The organism is Kitasatospora sp. NPDC056731 (assembly GCF_040687675.1).
Taxonomy (GTDB): Bacteria; Actinomycetota; Actinomycetes; order Streptomycetales; family Streptomycetaceae; genus Kitasatospora.
Genome location: NZ_JBFBNR010000080.1, coordinates 1 through 18,641, shown reverse-complemented (window position 1 = coordinate 18,641; position 18,641 = coordinate 1). Strand labels below are relative to the sequence as shown.

16 protein-coding genes and 1 pseudogene are annotated in these 18,641 nt (G+C 73.5%); 10 read left to right on the top strand and 7 right to left on the bottom strand.

What is annotated here, in order from left to right; translation table 11 throughout:
• Positions 1-246 (top strand): BTAD domain-containing putative transcriptional regulator (locus tag AB0R04_RS38065; protein ID WP_363378658.1); only part of this gene is annotated, 246 nt, incomplete at its 5' end.
• 84 nt (positions 247-330) lie between these two features.
• Complete coding sequence (locus AB0R04_RS38060; protein WP_363378656.1) at positions 331-1,023, top strand: ScbR family autoregulator-binding transcription factor; 693 nt, start codon at positions 331-333, stop codon at positions 1,021-1,023.
• Between the two features lie 61 nt (positions 1,024-1,084).
• On the opposite strand, the gene AB0R04_RS38055 is transcribed toward AB0R04_RS38060, so the two are convergent.
• Positions 1,085-1,867 (bottom strand): MBL fold metallo-hydrolase, encoded by a 783-nt coding sequence (locus AB0R04_RS38055; RefSeq protein ID WP_363378654.1) that lies wholly within the window; start codon positions 1,865-1,867, stop codon positions 1,085-1,087.
• Between the two features lie 90 nt (positions 1,868-1,957).
• On the opposite strand from AB0R04_RS38055, the gene AB0R04_RS38050 reads away from it, so the two are divergent.
• The 3 genes from AB0R04_RS38050 to AB0R04_RS38040 all read left to right on the top strand — a co-directional run bounded on the left by AB0R04_RS38050 (position 1,958) and on the right by AB0R04_RS38040 (position 5,878).
• The gene (locus tag AB0R04_RS38050; RefSeq protein WP_363378652.1) at positions 1,958-2,566 is read left to right on the top strand and encodes an ABATE domain-containing protein; all 609 of its coding nucleotides are present in this window, start codon (positions 1,958-1,960) and stop codon (positions 2,564-2,566) included.
• 144 nt (positions 2,567-2,710) lie between these two features.
• Positions 2,711-4,789, top strand: coding sequence for an NAD-dependent DNA ligase LigA (gene ligA / locus AB0R04_RS38045; RefSeq protein ID WP_363378650.1), 2,079 nt, complete (start codon positions 2,711-2,713; stop codon positions 4,787-4,789).
• Between the two features lie 297 nt (positions 4,790-5,086).
• Entirely contained in the window at positions 5,087-5,878 is a 792-nt protein-coding gene (locus AB0R04_RS38040; protein WP_363378648.1) for a putative protein N(5)-glutamine methyltransferase, read from the top strand.
• An 87-nt stretch (positions 5,879-5,965) separates the two neighbouring features.
• Here the strand turns inward: AB0R04_RS38040 and AB0R04_RS38035 are convergent, their stop codons facing one another.
• The 6 genes from AB0R04_RS38035 to AB0R04_RS38010 all read right to left on the bottom strand — a co-directional run bounded on the left by AB0R04_RS38035 (position 5,966) and on the right by AB0R04_RS38010 (position 13,407).
• Entirely contained in the window at positions 5,966-7,183 is a 1,218-nt protein-coding gene (locus tag AB0R04_RS38035) for an MFS transporter (protein ID WP_363378646.1), read from the bottom strand.
• Between the two features lie 121 nt (positions 7,184-7,304).
• Positions 7,305-8,504, bottom strand: coding sequence for a cytochrome P450 (locus tag AB0R04_RS38030; RefSeq protein WP_063345980.1), 1,200 nt, complete (start codon positions 8,502-8,504; stop codon positions 7,305-7,307).
• Between the two features lie 30 nt (positions 8,505-8,534).
• Positions 8,535-9,227 carry a DUF5825 family protein gene (locus AB0R04_RS38025; protein ID WP_363378644.1) on the bottom strand — a complete coding sequence of 231 codons (693 nt, stop codon included), beginning with the start codon at positions 9,225-9,227 and terminating at the stop codon, positions 8,535-8,537.
• Between the two features lie 52 nt (positions 9,228-9,279).
• Positions 9,280-11,238, bottom strand: coding sequence for a RiPP maturation radical SAM C-methyltransferase (locus AB0R04_RS38020; RefSeq protein ID WP_363378642.1), 1,959 nt, complete (start codon positions 11,236-11,238; stop codon positions 9,280-9,282).
• A gap of 79 nt (positions 11,239-11,317) precedes the next feature.
• The gene (locus AB0R04_RS38015; RefSeq protein WP_159398304.1) at positions 11,318-11,479 is read right to left on the bottom strand and encodes a hypothetical protein; all 162 of its coding nucleotides are present in this window, start codon (positions 11,477-11,479) and stop codon (positions 11,318-11,320) included.
• Complete coding sequence (locus tag AB0R04_RS38010) at positions 11,476-13,407, bottom strand: prolyl oligopeptidase family serine peptidase (protein ID WP_363378640.1); 1,932 nt, start codon at positions 13,405-13,407, stop codon at positions 11,476-11,478. Before AB0R04_RS38010 ends, AB0R04_RS38015 begins: the two co-directional genes overlap by 4 nt.
• Before the next feature lie 340 nt (positions 13,408-13,747).
• Between AB0R04_RS38010 and AB0R04_RS38005 the strand changes: the two genes are divergently transcribed.
• The 5 genes and pseudogenes from AB0R04_RS38005 to AB0R04_RS37985 form a co-directional block, all read left to right on the top strand.
• Positions 13,748-14,128: a DUF485 domain-containing protein gene (locus AB0R04_RS38005; protein WP_063345977.1), complete on the top strand. Its 381-nt coding sequence runs from the start codon at positions 13,748-13,750 to the stop codon at positions 14,126-14,128.
• A complete protein-coding gene (locus AB0R04_RS38000) occupies positions 14,125-15,855 on the top strand; it encodes a cation acetate symporter (protein ID WP_363378638.1) in 1,731 nt (576 codons plus the stop codon). Before AB0R04_RS38005 ends, AB0R04_RS38000 begins: the two co-directional genes overlap by 4 nt.
• A gap of 3 nt (positions 15,856-15,858) precedes the next feature.
• Positions 15,859-16,446: a cysteine dioxygenase family protein gene (locus tag AB0R04_RS37995; RefSeq protein WP_063345975.1), complete on the top strand. Its 588-nt coding sequence runs from the start codon at positions 15,859-15,861 to the stop codon at positions 16,444-16,446.
• A 433-nt stretch (positions 16,447-16,879) separates the two neighbouring features.
• On the top strand, positions 16,880-18,496 hold the full coding sequence (locus tag AB0R04_RS37990) for a glycosyl hydrolase family 18 protein (RefSeq protein ID WP_363378636.1): 1,617 nt from the start codon (positions 16,880-16,882) through the stop codon (positions 18,494-18,496).
• A gap of 43 nt (positions 18,497-18,539) precedes the next feature.
• Positions 18,540-18,641: pseudogene (locus tag AB0R04_RS37985) on the top strand (MarR family transcriptional regulator); the annotation flags it as partial.

Genomic DNA, 18,641 nt, shown 5'->3' with positions numbered 1-18,641 from the left:
TACATGATCGCCCTGCACCGCTCCGGCCGACGGGGCGAGGCCCTGGAGGCCTACCAGCGCCTGCGCAACACCCTGGTACGGGAGTTGGGCATGGAGCCGTCCACCGGACTGCGACGGCTCCAGCGCTCCATCTTGCTGGCCGGCCCGGAGCGCCCGGAGCGTTCGGAACGTTCGGAGCGCGAGGCGGCCGCGACCGCGACCGCTTCGCCGGAGACGTCGGTGGCCCGGTTCACCCGGGTCGGCTGAGGACGCGCGGAAGGCGCCGTCGCTGCCGGGGCGCTGCTCGTGTGTGGTCGGAACGTGCTCGTCGTTGTGAGGGGTGTGGGTCGGGTGGTGCAGGAGAGGTCGGAACGGACACGCGGACGGCTGGTGCAGGCGGGGGCGGTGCTGTTCGACCGCTGCGGCTATGCGGGGGCCACGCTCGGCGAGATCGCCGGTGCCGCAGGAGTGACGAAGGGCGCGCTCTACTTCCACTTCGCGTCCAAGGAGGAGCTGGCGCAGGCGGTGTTCCAGCGGGCCGAGCGCTCGCTGCGGGGCGCCTGCGGCGGTCTGCGGGCCACCTCCTCCCCCCTGCAGACGCTGATCGACGTGGGCTACTGGCTGGTCGACGCCCTGGGGTCGGACGCGGTGGTCCGGGCGGCGTTCCGTCTCGGCCGGGAGGGCGGCTGGCAGTCGAGGACCGCCGCGTTCGCTCCCGCCACGTCCGCCCCCGGCGCGCCGGTCGCGGGCGTGCCGGTCGCGGGCGTGCGGGGCTTCCACGGCGTCTGGGCCGGTGTCGTCCGGGAGTTGCTGACCGGCGCCCGGCGCGCCGGCGAGCTGCGCGACCGCTCGGGCGATCCCGGCCCGGAGACCCTGGTGGTGGCGGCCGCCTGCGGGCTGGAGGTCGTCTTCGGCGACGGCTGCCCGGGTGAGGAGCGCGCCCGCCGGGTCGGCGCCCTGTGGGAGTGGCTGCTGCCCTGCCTCGTCCCCCCGGGCTCCTCCGACGCCTACCGGACCAGGCCGCTGGCGCCGCTGCCGGGCTGAGCGGGCGGTTCAGGGGCGGACAGGCGGGGCGCCTCGTGCGGCGCGCCCCGCCCGGGGCCGGTCACGCCGTGTGGAGGCGCTCCGCCAGGCCGGCGGCCGTGAAGGCGGCCACCAGGTCGTCGCGGTCCTCGGTGAAGTGGGCCCAGCTGTCGTGGTGGACGAGGACGACCCGGCGGGCGTCGAGGATCGCGGCGGCCTCGGCGGCCTGGGCGCTGTCCAGGACGATGGGCGCGCCGTCGAAGAGGGCGGCGAAGCGGGGGGCCCCGGCGAAGAGGATCGCGGTGTCGACGGGGGCGAAGCGTTCGGCGATCTCCCCGACGGCGAGGAGGGAGGCGTTGTCCCCGCTGACGTAGACGGTGGGCAGCCCTTCCCCGGTCAGGACGAAGCCGACGACCTGGCCGGTGACGGCCTCCACCTGCTCGCGGGCCCCGGGCCCGTGGAGGGCGGGCACGCCGGTCACGGTGAGGGTGCCGCCGTCGGGGCGGTCCAGCGTGACCGACTCCCAGTCGGCCAGTCCCCGGGCCGTGCCGCCGAGGCGCAGGCCGCCGCCGGGGGTGGTGAGGGTGAGCGGGATGTCGGCCAGCAGGGCCCGGCCGGAGTTGTCGAGGTTGTCGGGGTGCTCGTCGTGGGAGAGCAGGACGACGTCGACGCGGCCGGCGTCGGCGGGGCTCCCGGAGGAGGGCGTGGTCTTGGTCAGGAACCGGCCGTCCGGCCGCAGGTAGTCGCCCGGGCCGTCGAAGGTCGGGTCGGTGAGGAAGCGCAGGCCTCCGTACTCGAAGAGGGCGGTCGGGCCGCCGAAGAGGCGGACGGGGAACTGCTCGACGGTCGTGTCGGAAGAAGCCATGGTGAAGCACACCTCACGGTTGAGAGCGGTTTATCCGTGAGGAACGCTAGCCGGTTCTCACGGATGAGCGCAAGCGCTACCATGAGACTCATGACGGACACCGCGGACACCGCCACCGACGAGGCCGCCGTGCCACCCGCGCCGGGCGAGCAGCAGTACCCCTCGCTCGCCCTGGTCAACAGCGCCGTCACGCTGCCCGGCGGACACGTCCTCGACCGCCTCGGCACGCCGGCCGCCGCTGGCCAGTGGCTCCTGGAGCACGGCCTCGCCCCGGCCGACGCGGGCCTTCAGGAGATGTGCACGGCGCAGGTGCGCTCGATGCGCGAACAGGTCAGGACGCTGTTCGCCGCCCGCGTCGCGGAGCTGCCCGTACCCTCCTCCGCCCTGGCCGCCGTCAACGACGCCCTGACCCGCCTGCCCACGGCCCGGCTGCTGCGGTGGGACGACGGCAGCGGCCCCTACCGCGCGGCCCCCCACCCCACCACCGAGATCGTCGACCACGCCCTGGCCACCCTCGCCGCCGACGCCGCCGACCTGCTCACCGGGCCCGAAGCCGCCCGCCTCACCGCCTGCGGTTCCACCCCGTGCACCCGGTACCTCCTCCGACACGGCCGGCGCCACTGGTGCTCCACCCGCTGCGGCGACCGCGCCCGCGCGGCCCGCGCCTACGCCCGGCGCACCCGGCCCCAGCCGGACTGACCGGGCCGGCGGCCTCGATCGGCGCCCCTGACCGGCCCCCTCCGCCGACGCCCCCGACCGGCGCGGGCCGCACCCGCCGGGCCCGGTCCGTGCGAGCCGCGTTCGAGCGGGCCGAATGTCAGTGCGGCTCGCCATGATGGCGGTATGAAGGACGCAGCCACCCTGGCCTCCCCTGCCGCCCTGGCCTCCCCGCAGGCCTACGCCGACGCCGTCGCCGCCGCCGTGCGGGCCGCCGCCGCGTACTACGCCGACGGCTCCGCCCCGCTCGGCGACGACGAGTACGACGCCCTGGTGCGGGCGATCGAGGCCTACGAGCACGAGCACCCGGACGAGGCGCTGCCCGAGTCGCCCACCGGCAAGGTGGCCGGCGGCGCGGCGGTCGGCGACGTCCCGCACAGCGCGCCGATGCTCTCCCTCGACAACGTCTTCTCGGCCGAGGAGCTGGAGTCCTGGGCGGCCGGTCTGGAGCGCCGGCTCGGCCGGCCGGTCGCCGCCTGGTGCGTCGAACCGAAGCTGGACGGCCTCGCCGTCGCCGCCCGCTACCGGGCCGGCCGGCTCACCCAGGTGCTGACCAGGGGCGACGGCCTGGCGGGGGAGGACATCACCGCTGCCGCCGACGCCGTGCTCGGCCTGCCCGCCTGGCTCGCCGAACCGGTCGACGTCGAGCTGCGCGGCGAGGTGCTGCTCAGCCACGAGCAGTTCGAGCAGGCCAACGCCGTCCGCACCGCGCACGGCGCCACCCCGTTCGCCCACCCGCGCAGCGGCGCGGCCGGCACCCTGCGCGCCAAGGACCGCGCCTACCGCGTCGAACTCACCTTCTTCGCCTACGACGCCCTCGGCCTGCCCGGCCTCGACCACGCCGACCTGCTCGCCCGGCTCGCCGTCCTCGGCGCCAACACCGCCGCCAGCACCGACGCCGCACCGCGCCGCTGCGCGACCCTCGCCGAGGCGCAGCAGCGGATCGACGAGATCGCCGGCCTGCGCGCCGCACTGCCCTTCGGGATCGACGGCGTGGTGGTGAAGGCGGACGCGGTGGCCGACCAGGAGGCGGCCGGCTCCGGCTCCCGCGCGCCGCGCTGGGCGGTGGCCCGCAAGCTGGCGGCGCAGCACAAGGTCACCCGGCTGCTCGGCGTCGAGTGGAACGTCGGCCGCACCGGGATCATCGCGCCCCGGGCCGTCCTCGAACCGGTGGTGATCGACGGCGTCACCGTCACCTACGCGACCCTGCACAACCCGGCCGACATCGGGCGCCGCGGGCTGATGATCGGCGACCAGGTGTTCGTCTACCGGGCCGGCGACGTGATCCCGCGGGTCGAGGCGCCCCTGGTCGACCAGCGCACCGGCGCCGAGCAGCCGATCGCCTTCCCCGAGGTCTGCCCGCGCTGCGGCGACGCCATCGACACCTCCGAGCAGCGCTGGCGCTGCGTGCGCGGCCGGGCCTGCCAGGTGGTCGCCTCGGTGATCTACGCGGCCGGGCGCGACCAGCTCGACATCGAGGGCCTCGGCGGCACCCGCGCCGTCCAGCTGGTCGAGGCCGGGCTGGTCGGCGACCTCGCCGACCTGTTCACCCTCACCCGGGAGCAGCTGCTCACCCTGGAGCGGATGGGCGACACCAGCGCCGACAACCTGCTCGCCGCCATCGAGACCGCCCGCAGCCGCCCGCTGAACCGGGTGTTCTGCGCCCTCGGCATCCGCGGCACCGGCCGGACGATGTCCCGCCGACTCGCCGCGCACTTCGGCAGCATGGCCGCGATCCGTGCCGCCGATGTCGAGGCGCTGGCCGGCGTGGACGGCATCGGGGTCGAGAAGGCCGCCGTGATCGTCGCCGAACTCGCCGACGTGGCACCGCTGTTGGACCGGCTCGTGACACAGGGCGTCGGCACCGCGGTGACCGAGCCGACGGCACCCGCCGCCCAGGCCGCGGCCGGCGGCGCGGCGGCCGCAGGCGACACCGCGGACGACACTGCGGCGGGCCCGCTGGCCGGCCAGAGCGTGGTCGTCACCGGCAGCATGACCGGAGCCCTCGCCGAGCTCTCCCGCAACGCGATGAACGAGCTGATCGAACGCGCCGGCGGCAAGGCCTCCTCCTCGGTGTCCAAGCGCACCACCCTTCTCGTCGCGGGCGAGAAGGCCGGCTCCAAGCGCGCCAAGGCGGAGGAACTCGGAGTGCCCGTCATGACCCCGGAGGAGTTCGCCGCCCTGGTCGCCGAGCAGCTCGGCTAGCCCCGCCAGGCCGGCCCCGCCAGGCCGGCCCCCGGCGGGCGGGCCGGCTGGGCAGGACCTGGGCCCGGAAGACCAGTTGATCACCCGCGCCGGGGGTGCGGTAGGGTGGCCGACGCCGTGTATGACCGCGACTCAAGGAGGTGAGCCCCATTACCGGTATGTCCGAGCGGGTGCTCCCGGAGCGCGGCCGTGCGGGCGCGTCGCGCGCGTAGCGCGGACGCGTCGGCGCGGTGCCGGCCCTTGCGGGAGCCCTGACGGAGTCGTTCGTCCTCCTCCCGATTCCCCCAAGGGGTCCTCTTGTCGGTTTTTGCCTCCGCAGCTCTCCGTTCCTCGGTCGTCGCCCGGCTGCGCGCCGCCGGTTGCGTGTTCGCCGAGGACGAGGCGCGGATCCTGCTCTCCGCCGCCGCCACACCGGCCGACCTGGCCGTGATGGTCCGGGCCCGGGCCGAGGGCCGGCCGCTGGAACACGTCGTCGGCTGGGCCGAGTTCGCCGGGCTGCGGATCGCCGTCGACCCGGGCGTGTTCGTCCCGCGCCGCCGCAGCGAGTTCCTGGCCGCCACGGCCACCGAGCTCACCGGCCCGGGCGCCGTGGTCGTCGACCTCTGCTGCGGCAGCGGCGCCCTCGGCGCCGCCGTGGCGGCGGCCGCCGCGCACCCGGTCGAGCTCTACGCAGCGGACGTCGACCCGGTCGCCGTCCGCTGTGCCCGCCGCAACCTCACCGGGCCCGGGGCCCCGGTCTTCGAGGGCGACCTGTTCGTCGCGCTGCCCGCCGCCCTGCGCGGCCGGATCGACGTCCTGCTCGCCAACGTCCCGTACGTCCCCAGCGCCGACATCGCGCTGCTGCCGCCGGAGGCCCGGCTGCACGAGGCCCGGCCGGCGCTGGACGGCGGCGCCGACGGTCTGGACGTGCTGCGCCGGGTGGCCGTCGAGGCGCCGCACTGGCTGGCCCCGGGCGGGTCGCTGCTGTTCGAGACCAGCGAACGGCAGACCCCGACGGCCCTGGCCGTCGCCCGCGCGGCCGGCCTCGACGCCGCCGACGCCTGGTGCGAGGACCTGGACGCGACGGTCGTCACCGCGACCCTGCGCTGACGGGGCCGCCGCCCGGACCCGCCTCGCCTCCCGCCTCCCGCCCCTGCCTCCCGGCGGCGGGGGCGGGCCCGGCGGTCGGCTGGGCGCTCACAGCTCGCGGATCTCACGCCTGGTCAGCGCGTACCCGAACGCGCCCGTCAGGCAGAGCCCGGTCGTCGCGAACACCCCTTGACTCCCGAACGCGTCCACCGCCGCGCCGGCCGCGATCACCGAGATCGGGAAGACTCCCAGCGCGCAGAAGGTGACGGCCGCCATGACCCGGGCCAGCAAGGCGGGCGGGGTGCTCTTCTGCACGCCGGTGACGACCAGGACGTTGGTCACCGTGCTGGCGCCGCCGGCCACGCAGAGCAGCAGCACGGCGCCGACGAGGCCGACGAACGGCACCAGGCCGATCGCCACACCCATCACCAGTCCGGAGAGCATCGCCGTGCGGCCCCGCGAGCGGACCTCGGTGAGGCCGGCCGCGAACAGGCCGCCGACCAGCGCACCGCCGGTGAACGCGGCCAGCAGCAGGCCCAGTCCGACGGCGCCGGCGTCGAAGCCGTGGGTGGCCAGGGTCGGCAGGGCGACGCGGGTGGCGCCGCCCACCGTCAGGTTCGCGATCACCGTCACCGTCAGCACCGCGCGCAGCAACGGCGATTCCCGCAGCAGGCGCCGGAAGTTCTTCGGCACGGAGGCACGTTCGGAGATCGGGCTGGGTGCTGCGACGAGGCTGCCGCGACCGATCAGCAGCAGCGTCGCCGCCGACACGGCGAAGGTCGCCGCATCCAGGCCCAGGGCGGCGGCCGGGTTCAGCCAGGCGACCAGCGGGCCGGCCAGCGCCGGACCGAGCAGACCGGCGCCGAAGGTGACCGTACTGTTCAGCGCATTGCCCGCGTGCAGGTCCTCGGCGGGCAGCAGGGTCGGGGTGATCGCCCAGGCGGCCGGCAGGAACACCCCTGCTCCGACGCCGACCAGCAGCGCGAGCCCGCCGATCAGCCAGAAGTTCGCCGCCCCGCCGGCGGCGATCGCGCACAGCCCGGCGGTGGCGAGCAGCCGGCCGAGGTCGGCGGCCAGCATCACCCGCCGGGCGCCGAACCGGTCGGCGAGCATCCCGCCGAGCGGGGTGGCGGCCAGCCGTCCCGCGCCGTAGGCGGCGACCACCAGGCTCAGCTGGCGGGCGCCTCCGGCGAGGGAGTAGACCAGCAGCGGCAGGGCGACCACCTGGAACGCGTTGCCGAACTCCGAGGTGCCCTGCCCGATCACCAGCAGCCGGAAGCCCCGCGCGCGCAGGGGCGCGACGCTGATCCGGGGGCGGAACCGCAACAGCCCCGCCTCGCTGCCTCCTCCCGTGCCGCCTGCTCCCGTGCTGCCCGCTCCCGCGCCGCCCGTCTCCGCGTCGCCCGCCCCCGTGCTGTCCGTCCCCGTGTCGCTTGCTCCCGCGCCGCTAGCCATCGAGCGAGACCGGCAGCGACTCCAGGCCGCGCAGCATGATCGTGTTGCGCCAGGGCAGGGTCTCCTCCGCGGCGGCCAGCTCGATCCGCCCGAAGCGCTCCAGCAGGCCGGTCAGCGCGACCTCGCTCTCCAGCTTGCCGAGGAAGGAGCCGAGGCACCGGTGCAGGCCCTGCCCGAAGGCCAGGTGGCCCGGATCGCCCCGGTCCAGGATCAGCCGGTCGGGATCGGTGAAGCGGGCCGGGTCCCGGTTGGCCGCGCCGAGCGAGAGCAGCACCAGCTCGTCCGCAGGGATCTCCACGTCGTCGACCATCACGTCGGCGTTCGTGAACCGCAGCGTGGCCATGCTCACCGGAGACTCGTAGCGCAGGAACTCGTCGATCGCGACTGGCATCGCCGCCGGGTTGGCGCGCAACCAGGCGAGCTGATCGGGGTGGTGGAGCAGCGCCAGGGTCGCGGTGCCGAGCAGGTTGACGGTGGTCTCGTGGCCGCCGATCAGCAGCAGGAAGACCATCGAGAACACCTCCCGCTCGGTGAGTTCACCGGCGTCACAGGCCTGCACCAGGTCGGTCAGGATGTCCGTGCTCGGCGACGCCCGCCGGGCCGTCATCAACTCGCGCAGGTAGTCGTTCAGTTCGGCGGTGGCCTGGTCGAAGGTCATGTCGCCGCCCTGGGTGAGGATCGCCGTCGACCAGGTGCGGAAGGCCTGCATGTCCTCCGGGGGGAAGCCCAGCAGCTCACAGATGATCATGATCGGCAGCGGGAAGGCGAAGTCCGTCACCAGGTCGGCGGTCTCCCGCCCGCGCAGCCCGTCCAGCAGGCCGTCGGCGATGCGCTCGACCAGCGGCCGCATCAGGTCGACCCGCCGGCGGGTGAAGACGCCCTGGATCAGCCGGCGCAGCCGGGTGTGGTCCGGCGGGTCGCTGTTGAGCATGTGGACCACCTCCGAACCGAGCGTCAGGCCGGAGCCCCGCCCGCTCGCGATGGCCTGGCTGCGGCGGACGTCCTGCCCGAAGCGCGGGTCCATCAGTGCGGCCCGGACGTCCTGGTAGCGCGTCACCAGGTAGACCGGCAGGCCCTCGCCGAACTCCACGACGGAGACCGCGCCGGCCTCGCGGATCCGGGCGAGCGTGGGGTAGGGGTCGCGGATGAAGGCGGACATCCGCGCGGCGGCGTCGTCGACCGCGGTGGTCATGGATCACTCCTCGGGCTCGAACTCCGGCAACTACACGGTCAGCGACGGGAAGGGCCAGCGGCGCACCCGCATGGGCAGGAACCAGGCGCGGCCGGCCTGTTCGGCGATCAGGCCGGCCGCGGCGAAGTCCTGGTGGACGGCGTCCGGCAGCCGGCCGACCTCGACGCCCTCGGCCAGCGCCTCGACCTGCGCCAGGTGGCCCGGCTCGTCGATGGTGAACAGCTCCAGCGTCCCGAACCGGCGGTCGCGCACCTCGACGAAGCCGGGGCCGCGCCGGAAGACGCACTTGCTCGGGTAGTACGTGGCGCGCCAGTCGGCGACGACGTCCTGGGGGCCGCCGGTCAACTGCTCGGGCGGGTACAGGTGGTGGAACCGGCGCTGCGCCGCGCAGCCGTCCGTGCAGTCGGCCTGCCAGAGCACGGCAAGCCCCTGCCCGGTCGCCTCGCGCAGCAGCATCAGCGCCCTCGCGGAGGCCGCCGGCGCGTCCGCGCAGAGCCGCACCGGCTCGACCAGCCGCAGGCAGCGGACCCCGGCGCGGTGCAGTTCGGTGACCTCCGCCTCCGCCGGGCCGGACAGGGTGCGGCGACCGAGCGCGAAGCCCGGCAACGCCCTGGCGGCGGGGTCGTAGTCGAGCCAGAGCTCGACCTCCGGGCCGGCCGCGCGCCAGGAGGCCGCATCGGCCCCTCCCGCATCGGCCCCTCCAGGATCGGCCCTTCCCGCCACGGTCCTTCCCGCAACGGCCTTTCCAGCATCGGCCATTCCGGCATCGGTCCGTTCAGCCGATCGTGACGGCATCGAGCACCTCCTCGGCGCGAGGGCGGGCGGCGGCGGGGCCGTGCCGGTGCTGCATCCGCATCAGCACCTGGTTGTCGGACTCGACGGCGACCTGGAGGAAGCTGTCCCCGTCGTGGAACAGCAGACCCAGCGCGGTGAAGCGCTCCAGCACCGGCCCGACCGCCGCCGCGCCGCCGGGGACCTTGGCGGCCAGCGCGGCGGTCGAGCGGGGCTGGTTCAGCAGCCGGAAGGCGGCGAGCTCCACCGGATCGGTCAGCTCGACCACCCGCCAGTCGTACCCGGGGCGGGTGTTGACGAGCGCGATCCGGCCGCCCGCGTCCCGGTAGCTGAGCCGGCTGTCGGGGAATCGCGCGATCCAGGTGTCCACCGCCGCGCTCAGCCGCTCCGCGAGGTCGCCGCCGATCCCGCGTGGTGGCGCGCTGAACACGTAGGCCAGTTCGGCCAGTTCGCTCTGCGGCAGGCGGTAGGTCGCGCCGTACTGGAAGGCCGGCCGGGTGATCGCGAAGCCCAGCTCGGGCCGGTCGAAGTACGGGCTGAACCGCTCGATCGCGATCCGTCCGGCTCCGGTCGGCGGGTCCAGGTGGTGCAGCAGGGGAAGTTGGCGGATCACCGACTCGTAGTCGGCCGGCTGCTCGCCCGGGAAGCCGTAGAGGTAGTTCCAGCTCACCGACACTCCGGCGCTCTGCGCGTCCCGCAGCGCGCGGACGTTCTGGCAGCCCGTCACCCCCTTGTCCATGATCCGCAGGACCCGGGTGCTCAGGCTCTCGATGCCGGGCTGCACCTGGGCCGCGCCCGAGTCGCCGAGGAGCTGGAACTGGTGGCGGCGCAGGTTGGCCTTGATCTCGAAGTGCAGCCGCAGATCGACCGGGAGTTCGGCCAGCGACTTCAGGACGGTGTCGAAGTAACCCATGTCCAGGATGTTGTCGACCACGTAGACGTCCAACAGCTGGTGGCGTTCGGCGAGCGTGAGCACCTCTGCGAGGAAGTCCGTCGGCGGCTTGGAGCGGAACTCCATCGAGGAGCCGTTGAGCCCGCAGAAGGTGCAGTGGTGCTTCTCGCCCCACCAGCAGCCCCGGGAGCCTTCGACGACCAGCTTGGGATCGACCCACCCGGCCGCGACGGAGGCGTCGAGCCGCTCGTAGAAGCCGTCGTAGCGGGGCGCCAGGATCGCCGCGGGCGGCAGTGGACGCCTCGTCATCTCGTTGGCCGTCGACGTCCCGGAGTCGTCCCGCCAGCAGAGCCCGGGGACGGCGGAGAGGTCGCCGCCTTCCAGGAGCGCCGGGAAGGCGGCCTCGCCCTCGCCGCGCACCACGTAGTCCAGGAAGGGGAAGTTGCGGTGCAGCGCGGCGCCCTGCGGACCGTCGCAGTTCGCGCCGCCGAACACCGTGCGCACCTGCGGGCACCGCTGCTTGAGCAGCTTCGCGGTGGCGAGGCTCGCCGTGTTCTGCTGGAAGGTGGTGGTGAAGCCGACCAAGTCCGGTGGGTCGGCGGCGAGTTCGTCGACCAGTCGGGCGATGAACGCGGGGGCGATCGCGCGGGTGGCCCGGGTCAGTGCGATCTCCTGCTCGCTCGCACCGCTGGTGGCCAGGTACTCGAAGTAGGGCGCGAACTCGCCGTCGAGGTCATCGATGTCGCTGCCGTCGCCGTCGCCGTCGATGCCGATGCCGGCCTCGATATCGGGGGCCGGGCCGTCGTCACCGTACAGCGCGCCGGCGAACGCCCAGTCGCCCGCGCCCTGGAAGTAGGACTTCTCGGAGAAGTACTGGTAGTCGTCCACGCCGAAACCCGCGGTCTCGGCGGCCCAGTCCACGAAGTCCAGGTTGGCGTACCGCACTTCGACCTGGTGGCCGGCGCGTGCGGCAGCGGTGTGCATGATCCCGAGCGCCAGCGACGGCACGTCGATCGCGCCCCAGGGCATGTGCAGCAGGACGATACGCATGGTGGCCACTTCTGTTGTACGCCGGCGGTCGGTGAGGTGTCGCTCCGGGGCACCGCAGGCGCCCCGGAGCGACGGTGAATCACTTGCCCTTGGTCTCGGCCTTCGGCTTCGGCTGCCCCTTGAGGGCAGGCGCGACCACTGCGGCCTTGGTGATGTCGAGCGCGAAGGCCTGGACCACCACGGCGCCCCGGTCACGCTCCGGGGTGCTGATCGGGTCGTTCTGAATGCTGCGTCGCTTCATGGCTGTTCACCTCCTTCCACCAGTTCGGCGGGTACCTCGGGGCGGTCGCCCCGGGGTGGCAGGGGGAGCGGTGCCGGCCAGGCGTGCTCGGCGAACCGGACCATCGTGGCCAGCACCGATCGGTGGTCGGCGGTCCGGCGGCTGTAGTGGCCGCCGTCCACCCAGAGCAGCTCGTGCGGCACCGCCAGCCGGCGCAGGTCCGCGGCGTACCGGGCGACCTGGTCGGGTGGGCACCGTTCGTCGGTCCGCGAGGCGACCAGCAGGACGGGCGAGCGGACCTGGTGCACGTACGATCGAGGGTCGGCCGCGCGGTAGCGCTCGGGAACCTCGTCCGGGGTCCCGCCGAAGAGCTGGCGATCGAGCTCGCGCAGTGCGGGGGTGGTGGTGCGGTAGGCGGCGGGGTAGTCCGCGATCGGCTGAGCGGCCATGCCGAGTGACCACAACTCCGGCTGCGCGCCCATCGCGAGCAGGGCCAGGTAGCCGCCCCACGAGAATCCGCACAGGCCGGTGCGCTCCGCGAGCGCCGTACCGTCGGCGACCAGCTCCGCGCGGACGGCGGCCAGGTCCTCGATCTGCGCCAGCCCGACCCGGTGGCCGTACTCGTGCTGCCAGCGGGCGCCGTAGCCGGTGGAGCCGCGGTAGTTGGTGCGCACCACCGCGTAGCCACGGCCCACCAGGGCGTTCACCCGCGGGTCGTAGGAGTCCCGGTCGTGGGTGGCGGGGCCGCCGTGGACCAGGAAGAGGGTCGGCCACGGGCCCTGGCCGGCCGGGGTGCTGACGAAGCTGTGGATCCGCCCGTACGGCCGGGGCGTCCAGCGCCGGCTGCGGGAGGTGTCGCCCTGGTCCGGATCGAGGCCCTGCCCGGGGTGGTGCGCAGTCTCCGTGCCGGGGCGCAGGACCAGCGGGCGGGGCGGTGTCGACTCCCGGCTCCAGACGCAGTGCAAGGTGCCGTCCGGAGCGCAGGACAGGTCGTGGATCGTGCCGCCGGGGGTGCTGATCTCCCGGACGGGCGGGGCCTGTTCGGCCGGTCCTCGGCCCGCGGCCCCCTGCTGCGGCGCCCCTTGCCCCTCCGGCGGGTCGAGGTCGGCGAGGAGCAGTCGGCTCCGCCCGGCCCGCTCGTGCTGGATCAGCACCTCGCGCGGCCCCTGGTACCAGCCGGCCGATATCTGCGAGTCGAACGACAGCCCCGGGTACCTGCGCAGCCCCGTGCCGGCCTGCCAGGTCGCGACGGTGTACCGCTCGTCCTCCTCGACCACCAGCAGCAGCTCCGGTTCGAGTACCGCGAGCGGGTTGAACTCGATCGGCCAGAGTCGCAGTCGGCGGTGCCCGGCGATCCGCAGCGGACCGTCCGCCTGCGCGCCCGCCTGAACGGTCGCCTGAACGTCCGCCTGCGCGCCCGTCTGAACGGTCGCCTGAGCGCCCGTCGGCCACAGGACCACCGAGTCGTCCCCGTCGGGCCGCCCGCCGAGGGCGAGGAGCCGGCCGTCCGGCGACAGGTCGGCCAGGCTCAGGTACCCCGGCGCCGAACCGATCAGCCGGGCCTGGCCCGCGGGCGGTCCGACGTAGCAGTGCGAGGCGCCGTCGACACCGACGACCACCGCCGCGAGCGCGCCCGTCCGGTCGAAGGCGACGCCGTACGCCCGCCCGCTCGGCACGCCGTACAGCGCCTCGCCGCCCGCTCCGCCGGCGAACGGCTCGCGCCGCCACCGCCCCTCCCCGGCGTTGTCGGCGTCGAACCACCAGACGGCGTCGCCGTCCGGCTCGATCTCGCTCAGGTGGACGCCCCCCGGTCGGTCGGTGACCACCCGGCGCCGACCCGTCCCCAGGTCCCAGGCCACCGCCTGCCAGCGCTCGTCGACGAGCCGCGTCTCGACCGCGCGGTCGGCCGCCAGGGCGGCGAAGCCGGGGGACTGGAACGCCTGTGTCACGGACCCGGCCCTTTCGGCTCGATGGTGGGAACAGACTGCGCTGAACGTCCCGAGGCCGGTGCACTGGTGTGAAGATCCAGTGAACTGGCGTGAAGAAAAGGCCACTTGTGGAGGATCGCCGCCACTCTAGGGGGGTGCCGTGGTTGCGAACAGACCTTTCGCACAGTTGGCCGAAATGCAGCTGAGGTGAATGCGGGCCGGCAGGGGTGTGGATGTGCCGGGAACGCGCAGTGGGAACGCACAAAGGCCGGCCGTCGCCGACCGCGCGTTGATCGCTTGTCTGCCACGGATTCCTACGGTCGGGCCTTCGGTAAGTTCCGCACCGCTCAAAAGGATTCCCATGATCGACCAAGCCGCGTCGTCGCGCGGTGGCGCACCCTGGATCGGCGACGATCCGCGATTCACCGAGTTGCGCGCCGCGTACCGCAGGTTCGTGTTCCCGGTGACGGCGGCGTTCCTGCTCTGGTTCCTGGCGTACGTACTCTGCTCGGCCTATGCCCGCGGCTTCATGGCGGCCAAGGTCGTCGGGAGCATCAACGTGGCCCTGGTCTTCGGACTGCTGCAGTTCGTCTCGACCTTCGGCATCGCCCTGGCCTACGGCCGGTTCGCCGCCCGGCGGTTGGACCCGCTGGCCGAGGCCCTGCGGAGCGCGGCGGCGTCCCGTCCGACCGCATCGGCCGGACACGCCGACAACCAGGAACTGACGGAGAGCCAGGCATGACACAGCACCTTCCGCTCGCCGCAGCGACGGCGCAGTCGGCATCGCACAAGGGCCTGACCATCGGCCTGTTCGTCGCCCTGGTGGCGGTGACCCTCGTCATCACCCTCTGGGCGCGGCGGAGCACCCAGGGCACCGGCGGCTTCTACACCGGCGGCGGCCAGTTCTCCGCGCTGCAGAACGGGATCGCGATCTCGGGCGACTACCTGTCCGCGGCCTCCTTCCTCGGCATCGCCGGGATCATCGCGCTCTCCGGGTACGACGGATTCCTCTACTCGATCGGCTTCCTGGTCGCCTGGCTGGTCGCGCTGCTGATGGTCGCCGAACTGCTGCGCAACACCGGTCGGTTCACCATGGCGGACGTGCTGGCCGCGCGGCTGCGCAGCGGGCCGATGCGGACCGCCGCAGGCGTGTCGACCATCGTGGTCTCGATCTTCTACCTGATCGCGCAGATGGTCGGCGCGGCGACGATCGTGGGGCAGCTGCTCGACGTCAAGGGCGCCTCGGCGCAGATCTGGACCATCGTCGGGGTCGGCGCCCTGATGATCGTCTACGTCGTGGTCGGCGGGATGAAGGGCACCACCTGGGTGCAGATCGTCAAGGCGGTGCTGCTGATCGCCGGCGCGGCCATGATGACCCTGTGGGTGCTGGCGAAGTACGGGTTCGACCTCAGCCACCTGCTCGGGGACGCCGCCGCGGCCTCCAAGAAGGGCGATGCCTTTCTCCAGCCCGGCCTGAAGTACGGGGCGACCGACGGCTGGTCGAAGCTCGACCTGGTCAGCCTCGGCGTCGCCCTGGTGCTGGGCACCGCGGCGCTGCCGCATGTGCTGGTCCGCTTCTACACCGTCCCGACCGGCCGCGACGCGCGCAAGTCGGTGAACTGGGCGATCGGCATCATCGGGGTCTTCTACCTGATGACCCTGGTGCTCGGCTTCGGCGCGGCCGCGCTGGTCGGCACGGCGACGATCAAGGAGAAGGATCCGTCCGGCAACACCGCCGCCACCCTGCTGGCCGAGCACCTCGGCGGCGGCGCGGGCACCACCGGCGGCTCCCTGATGCTCGCCTTCATCGCGGCGGTGGCGTTCGCCACCATCCTCGCGGTCGTCGCCGGGCTCACCCTGACCTCGTCGTCGTCGTTCGCCCATGACCTGTACGCCAGCGTGATCCGCAAGGGCAGGGCCACGGAGCGGCAGGAGCTGGTCACGGCGAAGATCGCCGCCGTGGTCATCGGCGCGGTCGCGGTCGCCCTGTCGATCTTCGCCAGGGACCTCAACGTGGCGTTCCTGGTGGCCCTGGCCTTCGCCATCGCGGCCTCGGCCAACCTGCCGGCGATCCTGCTGACGCTGTTCTGGAAGCGCTTCACCACCGTCGGCGCCAAGTGCGGCATCTACGCGGGCCTGGTCAGCTCGATCGGCCTGGTGCTGCTCTCCCCGATCTGCTGGGGCGGCGCGACCGGCACGGTCCACGCCGTGAAGCTGACGGCCGCCCAGGCGAAGGACTGCGGGGTGGAGGCGTCCAGCAAGCAGGTCGGCAACGCCACGGCGTTGATCTCCTGCACCACCACCGCACCGGTGCCGCTGCAGAATCCGGGCATCGTCTCGATCCCGATCGGGTTCGCGGCCGCGGTCCTCGGCTCCCTGGTCGGCAGCCGCCGCCGTCGTGACGAGGAGTCGGACGGGCGCGGCTTCGAGGAGCTTGAGGTCCGCGCGCTCACCGGAGTGGGGCGGTAGGGCGTGGAACCGGGCTCCAACCTCGACGAGTTCCTCTCCGACCTCGCGCGCTACGCCGCCGCGGACGTCCTGACCGCCCAGCTCACCGCGGACACCCTGCGCAAGTACCTGCGGGCCGGACTGATCGTGCCCGACGACCTGTGCGCCGGTGACACGGACGGCTACTCGCAGCGGCTGCTGCATGCCGGACGGACGCACTCCGTGGTGGCCCTGACCTGGCTGCCCGGTCAGTCCACCCCGATCCACGACCACGTCGCCTGGTGCGTGTCAGGCGTGGTGGAGGGCGTCGAGGTGGACGAGGCGTTCCGGCTGTGGCGGCCCTCCAGAACCGGCCGCAGGGTGCTGGTGCCGTCCGGCCGGACCACCTGCTCTCCCGGCCGGGTGCAGCTCCTGGTGCCGCCCGACGAGGACATCCACCGGGTGTCGAACGGCGGCACCGGTCGCGCGGTGTCCCTGCACGTCTACGGCGCCGACATCGCGCTGAACGGGGGCAGCTCGATCAACCGGGTCTTCGGAAACGAGGTCGTGGACCTCCCGCCGGACGGCGCCCGCCTGGTGAGCTGGCGGAGCCCGGAGAGCCTGGCCCCGTGACCGCCCCGTAGCGAACCGACGGGCCGTCCTCCCCGGACGGCCCGTCGGCCACGCCCGGGCCCCTGCCCGGTGAGGCGGGCGGGGCCGTACGGCCTGACGTCGGGTTCTGCCACGGTCGGCCGGGCCGTACCCCGCGATTGGTCCAGACCTATTGACGAGCTGCGCCGCCCCTCCTACGATCCGGTCCGGCACAGCCCCACATGTCCCCACCTCACCCACAGCCGGGCGTCGCGCCCCCACGCGTCGGTCATGTCCATGGCGCTCGGCGGGAAGGGAACGCAGCATGTTCCGTCGAAGGTCGCGTACTCCACGTCCGTCGGGCGAGGTCCGCCTCTGTCCGGATCCCGGCCGCCTCGAAGGCGACCGGACCGGGAGCGAGCCGCTCCGGGCCCCTGGCCCGCAGTCGCGGGCGAGCGTGGAACGCGCAGCGCAGATGAACCGGACCAGCCGCGCCCAGCACGGGCCGAGCGTCCTGCGGCGCTCCCTCGCCGGGGTGAGCGCCGTCGCCGTCATCGGTGCCGGCATCGCCGTGGCCGGCTCCGTCACGGCCGGGGCCGCCACCCCCAACCTGGTGGCCAACCCCGGCTTCGAGAACGGGCTCTCCGGCTGGACCTGCTCCGGCGGCTCCGGCGCGGTCGTCAGCAGTCCGGTCCATTCCGGCGCCGCCGCGCTCAAGGCCACGCCGACCGGCCCGGACAGCGCCCAGTGCAGCCAGACCGTCAGCGTGCAGCCCAACTCCCAGTACACGCTGAGCGCCTACGTCCAGGGCAGCTACGTCTACCTGGGCGCCACCGGCACCGGCGCCGGCAGCGACCCGTCCACCTGGACGCCGAGCAGTGCGTCGTACAGCCAGCTCGGCGTCGGCTTCACCACCGGGCCGAACACCACCTCGGTGACCGTCTACCTGCACGGCTGGTACGGGCAGCCCGCGTACTACGCGGACGACGTGTCGCTCACCGGCCCCGGCGGCAGCAGCCCCACGCCGACCACCCCGCCGCCCACGACTCCTCCGCCGACCACTCCGCCTCCGACGACTCCTCCGCCCACCACCCCGCCGCCGACGACCCCGCCGCCGACCACCCCGGCGCCGGGTGACACCTGCCCGACGAAGCCCAGGCCGTCGGGCAAGGTCCTCCAGGGCTACTGGGAGAACTGGGACGGCGCCGCGAACGGCGTCCACCCCGGCATGGGGTGGGTCCCCATCACGGACAGCCGGATCGCCGCACACGGCTACAACGTCATCAACGCCGCCTTCCCGGTGATCCTCTCGGACGGCACCGTCCAGTGGCAGGACGGCATGGACGCCAACGTCAAGGTCTCGACCCCCGCCGAGATGTGCCAGGCCAAGGCGGCCGGGGCGACGATCCTGATGTCGATCGGCGGTGCCGCCGCAGGCATCGACCTGAGCTCCAGCACCGTCGCCGACCGGTTCGTGGCGACCGTCGTCCCGATCCTCAAGAAGTACAACTTCGACGGGATCGACATCGACATCGAGACCGGCCTGTCCGGAAGCGGCAGCATCGGCACGCTGTCCGCCTCCCAGGCCAACCTGATGCGCATCATCGACGGCGTACTGGCCCAGATGCCCGCGGGCTTCGGCCTGACGATGGCCCCCGAAACCGCGTACGTGACCGGCGGAAGCGTCACCTACGGCTCGATCTGGGGCGCCTACCTGCCGATCATCAAGAAGTACGCCGACAACGGGCAACTGTGGTGGCTGAACATGCAGTACTACAACGGCAGCATGTACGGCTGCTCCGGCGACTCCTACCAGGCCGGCACAGTGCAGGGCTTCACCGCGCAGACCACCTGCCTGAACAACGGCCTGACCATCCAGGGCACCACCGTCAAGGTGCCCTACGACAAGCAGGTGCCCGGCCTGCCGGCCCAGCCCGGCGCGGGTGGCGGCTACATGGACCCGGGCCTGGTCGGCCAGTCGTGGAACGCGTTCGGCGGTTCGCTGAAGGGGCTCATGACGTGGTCGCTCAACTGGGACGGCTCGAAGGGCTGGAGCTTCGGCGACAACGTGAGGTCCCTCCAAGGCCGTTGATCACCCGCTGATCGCCCGCTGACGTCCCGCCGGCTTCCCGTGCACCGGTGTCGGCACCCTCGCCAGATGCGGAAAGGCGACACCGGGTGAGCTCGCCCGGAAGGAGCACGTGCAGCCGCCCTCCATGACCAGGATCGTCGCGATG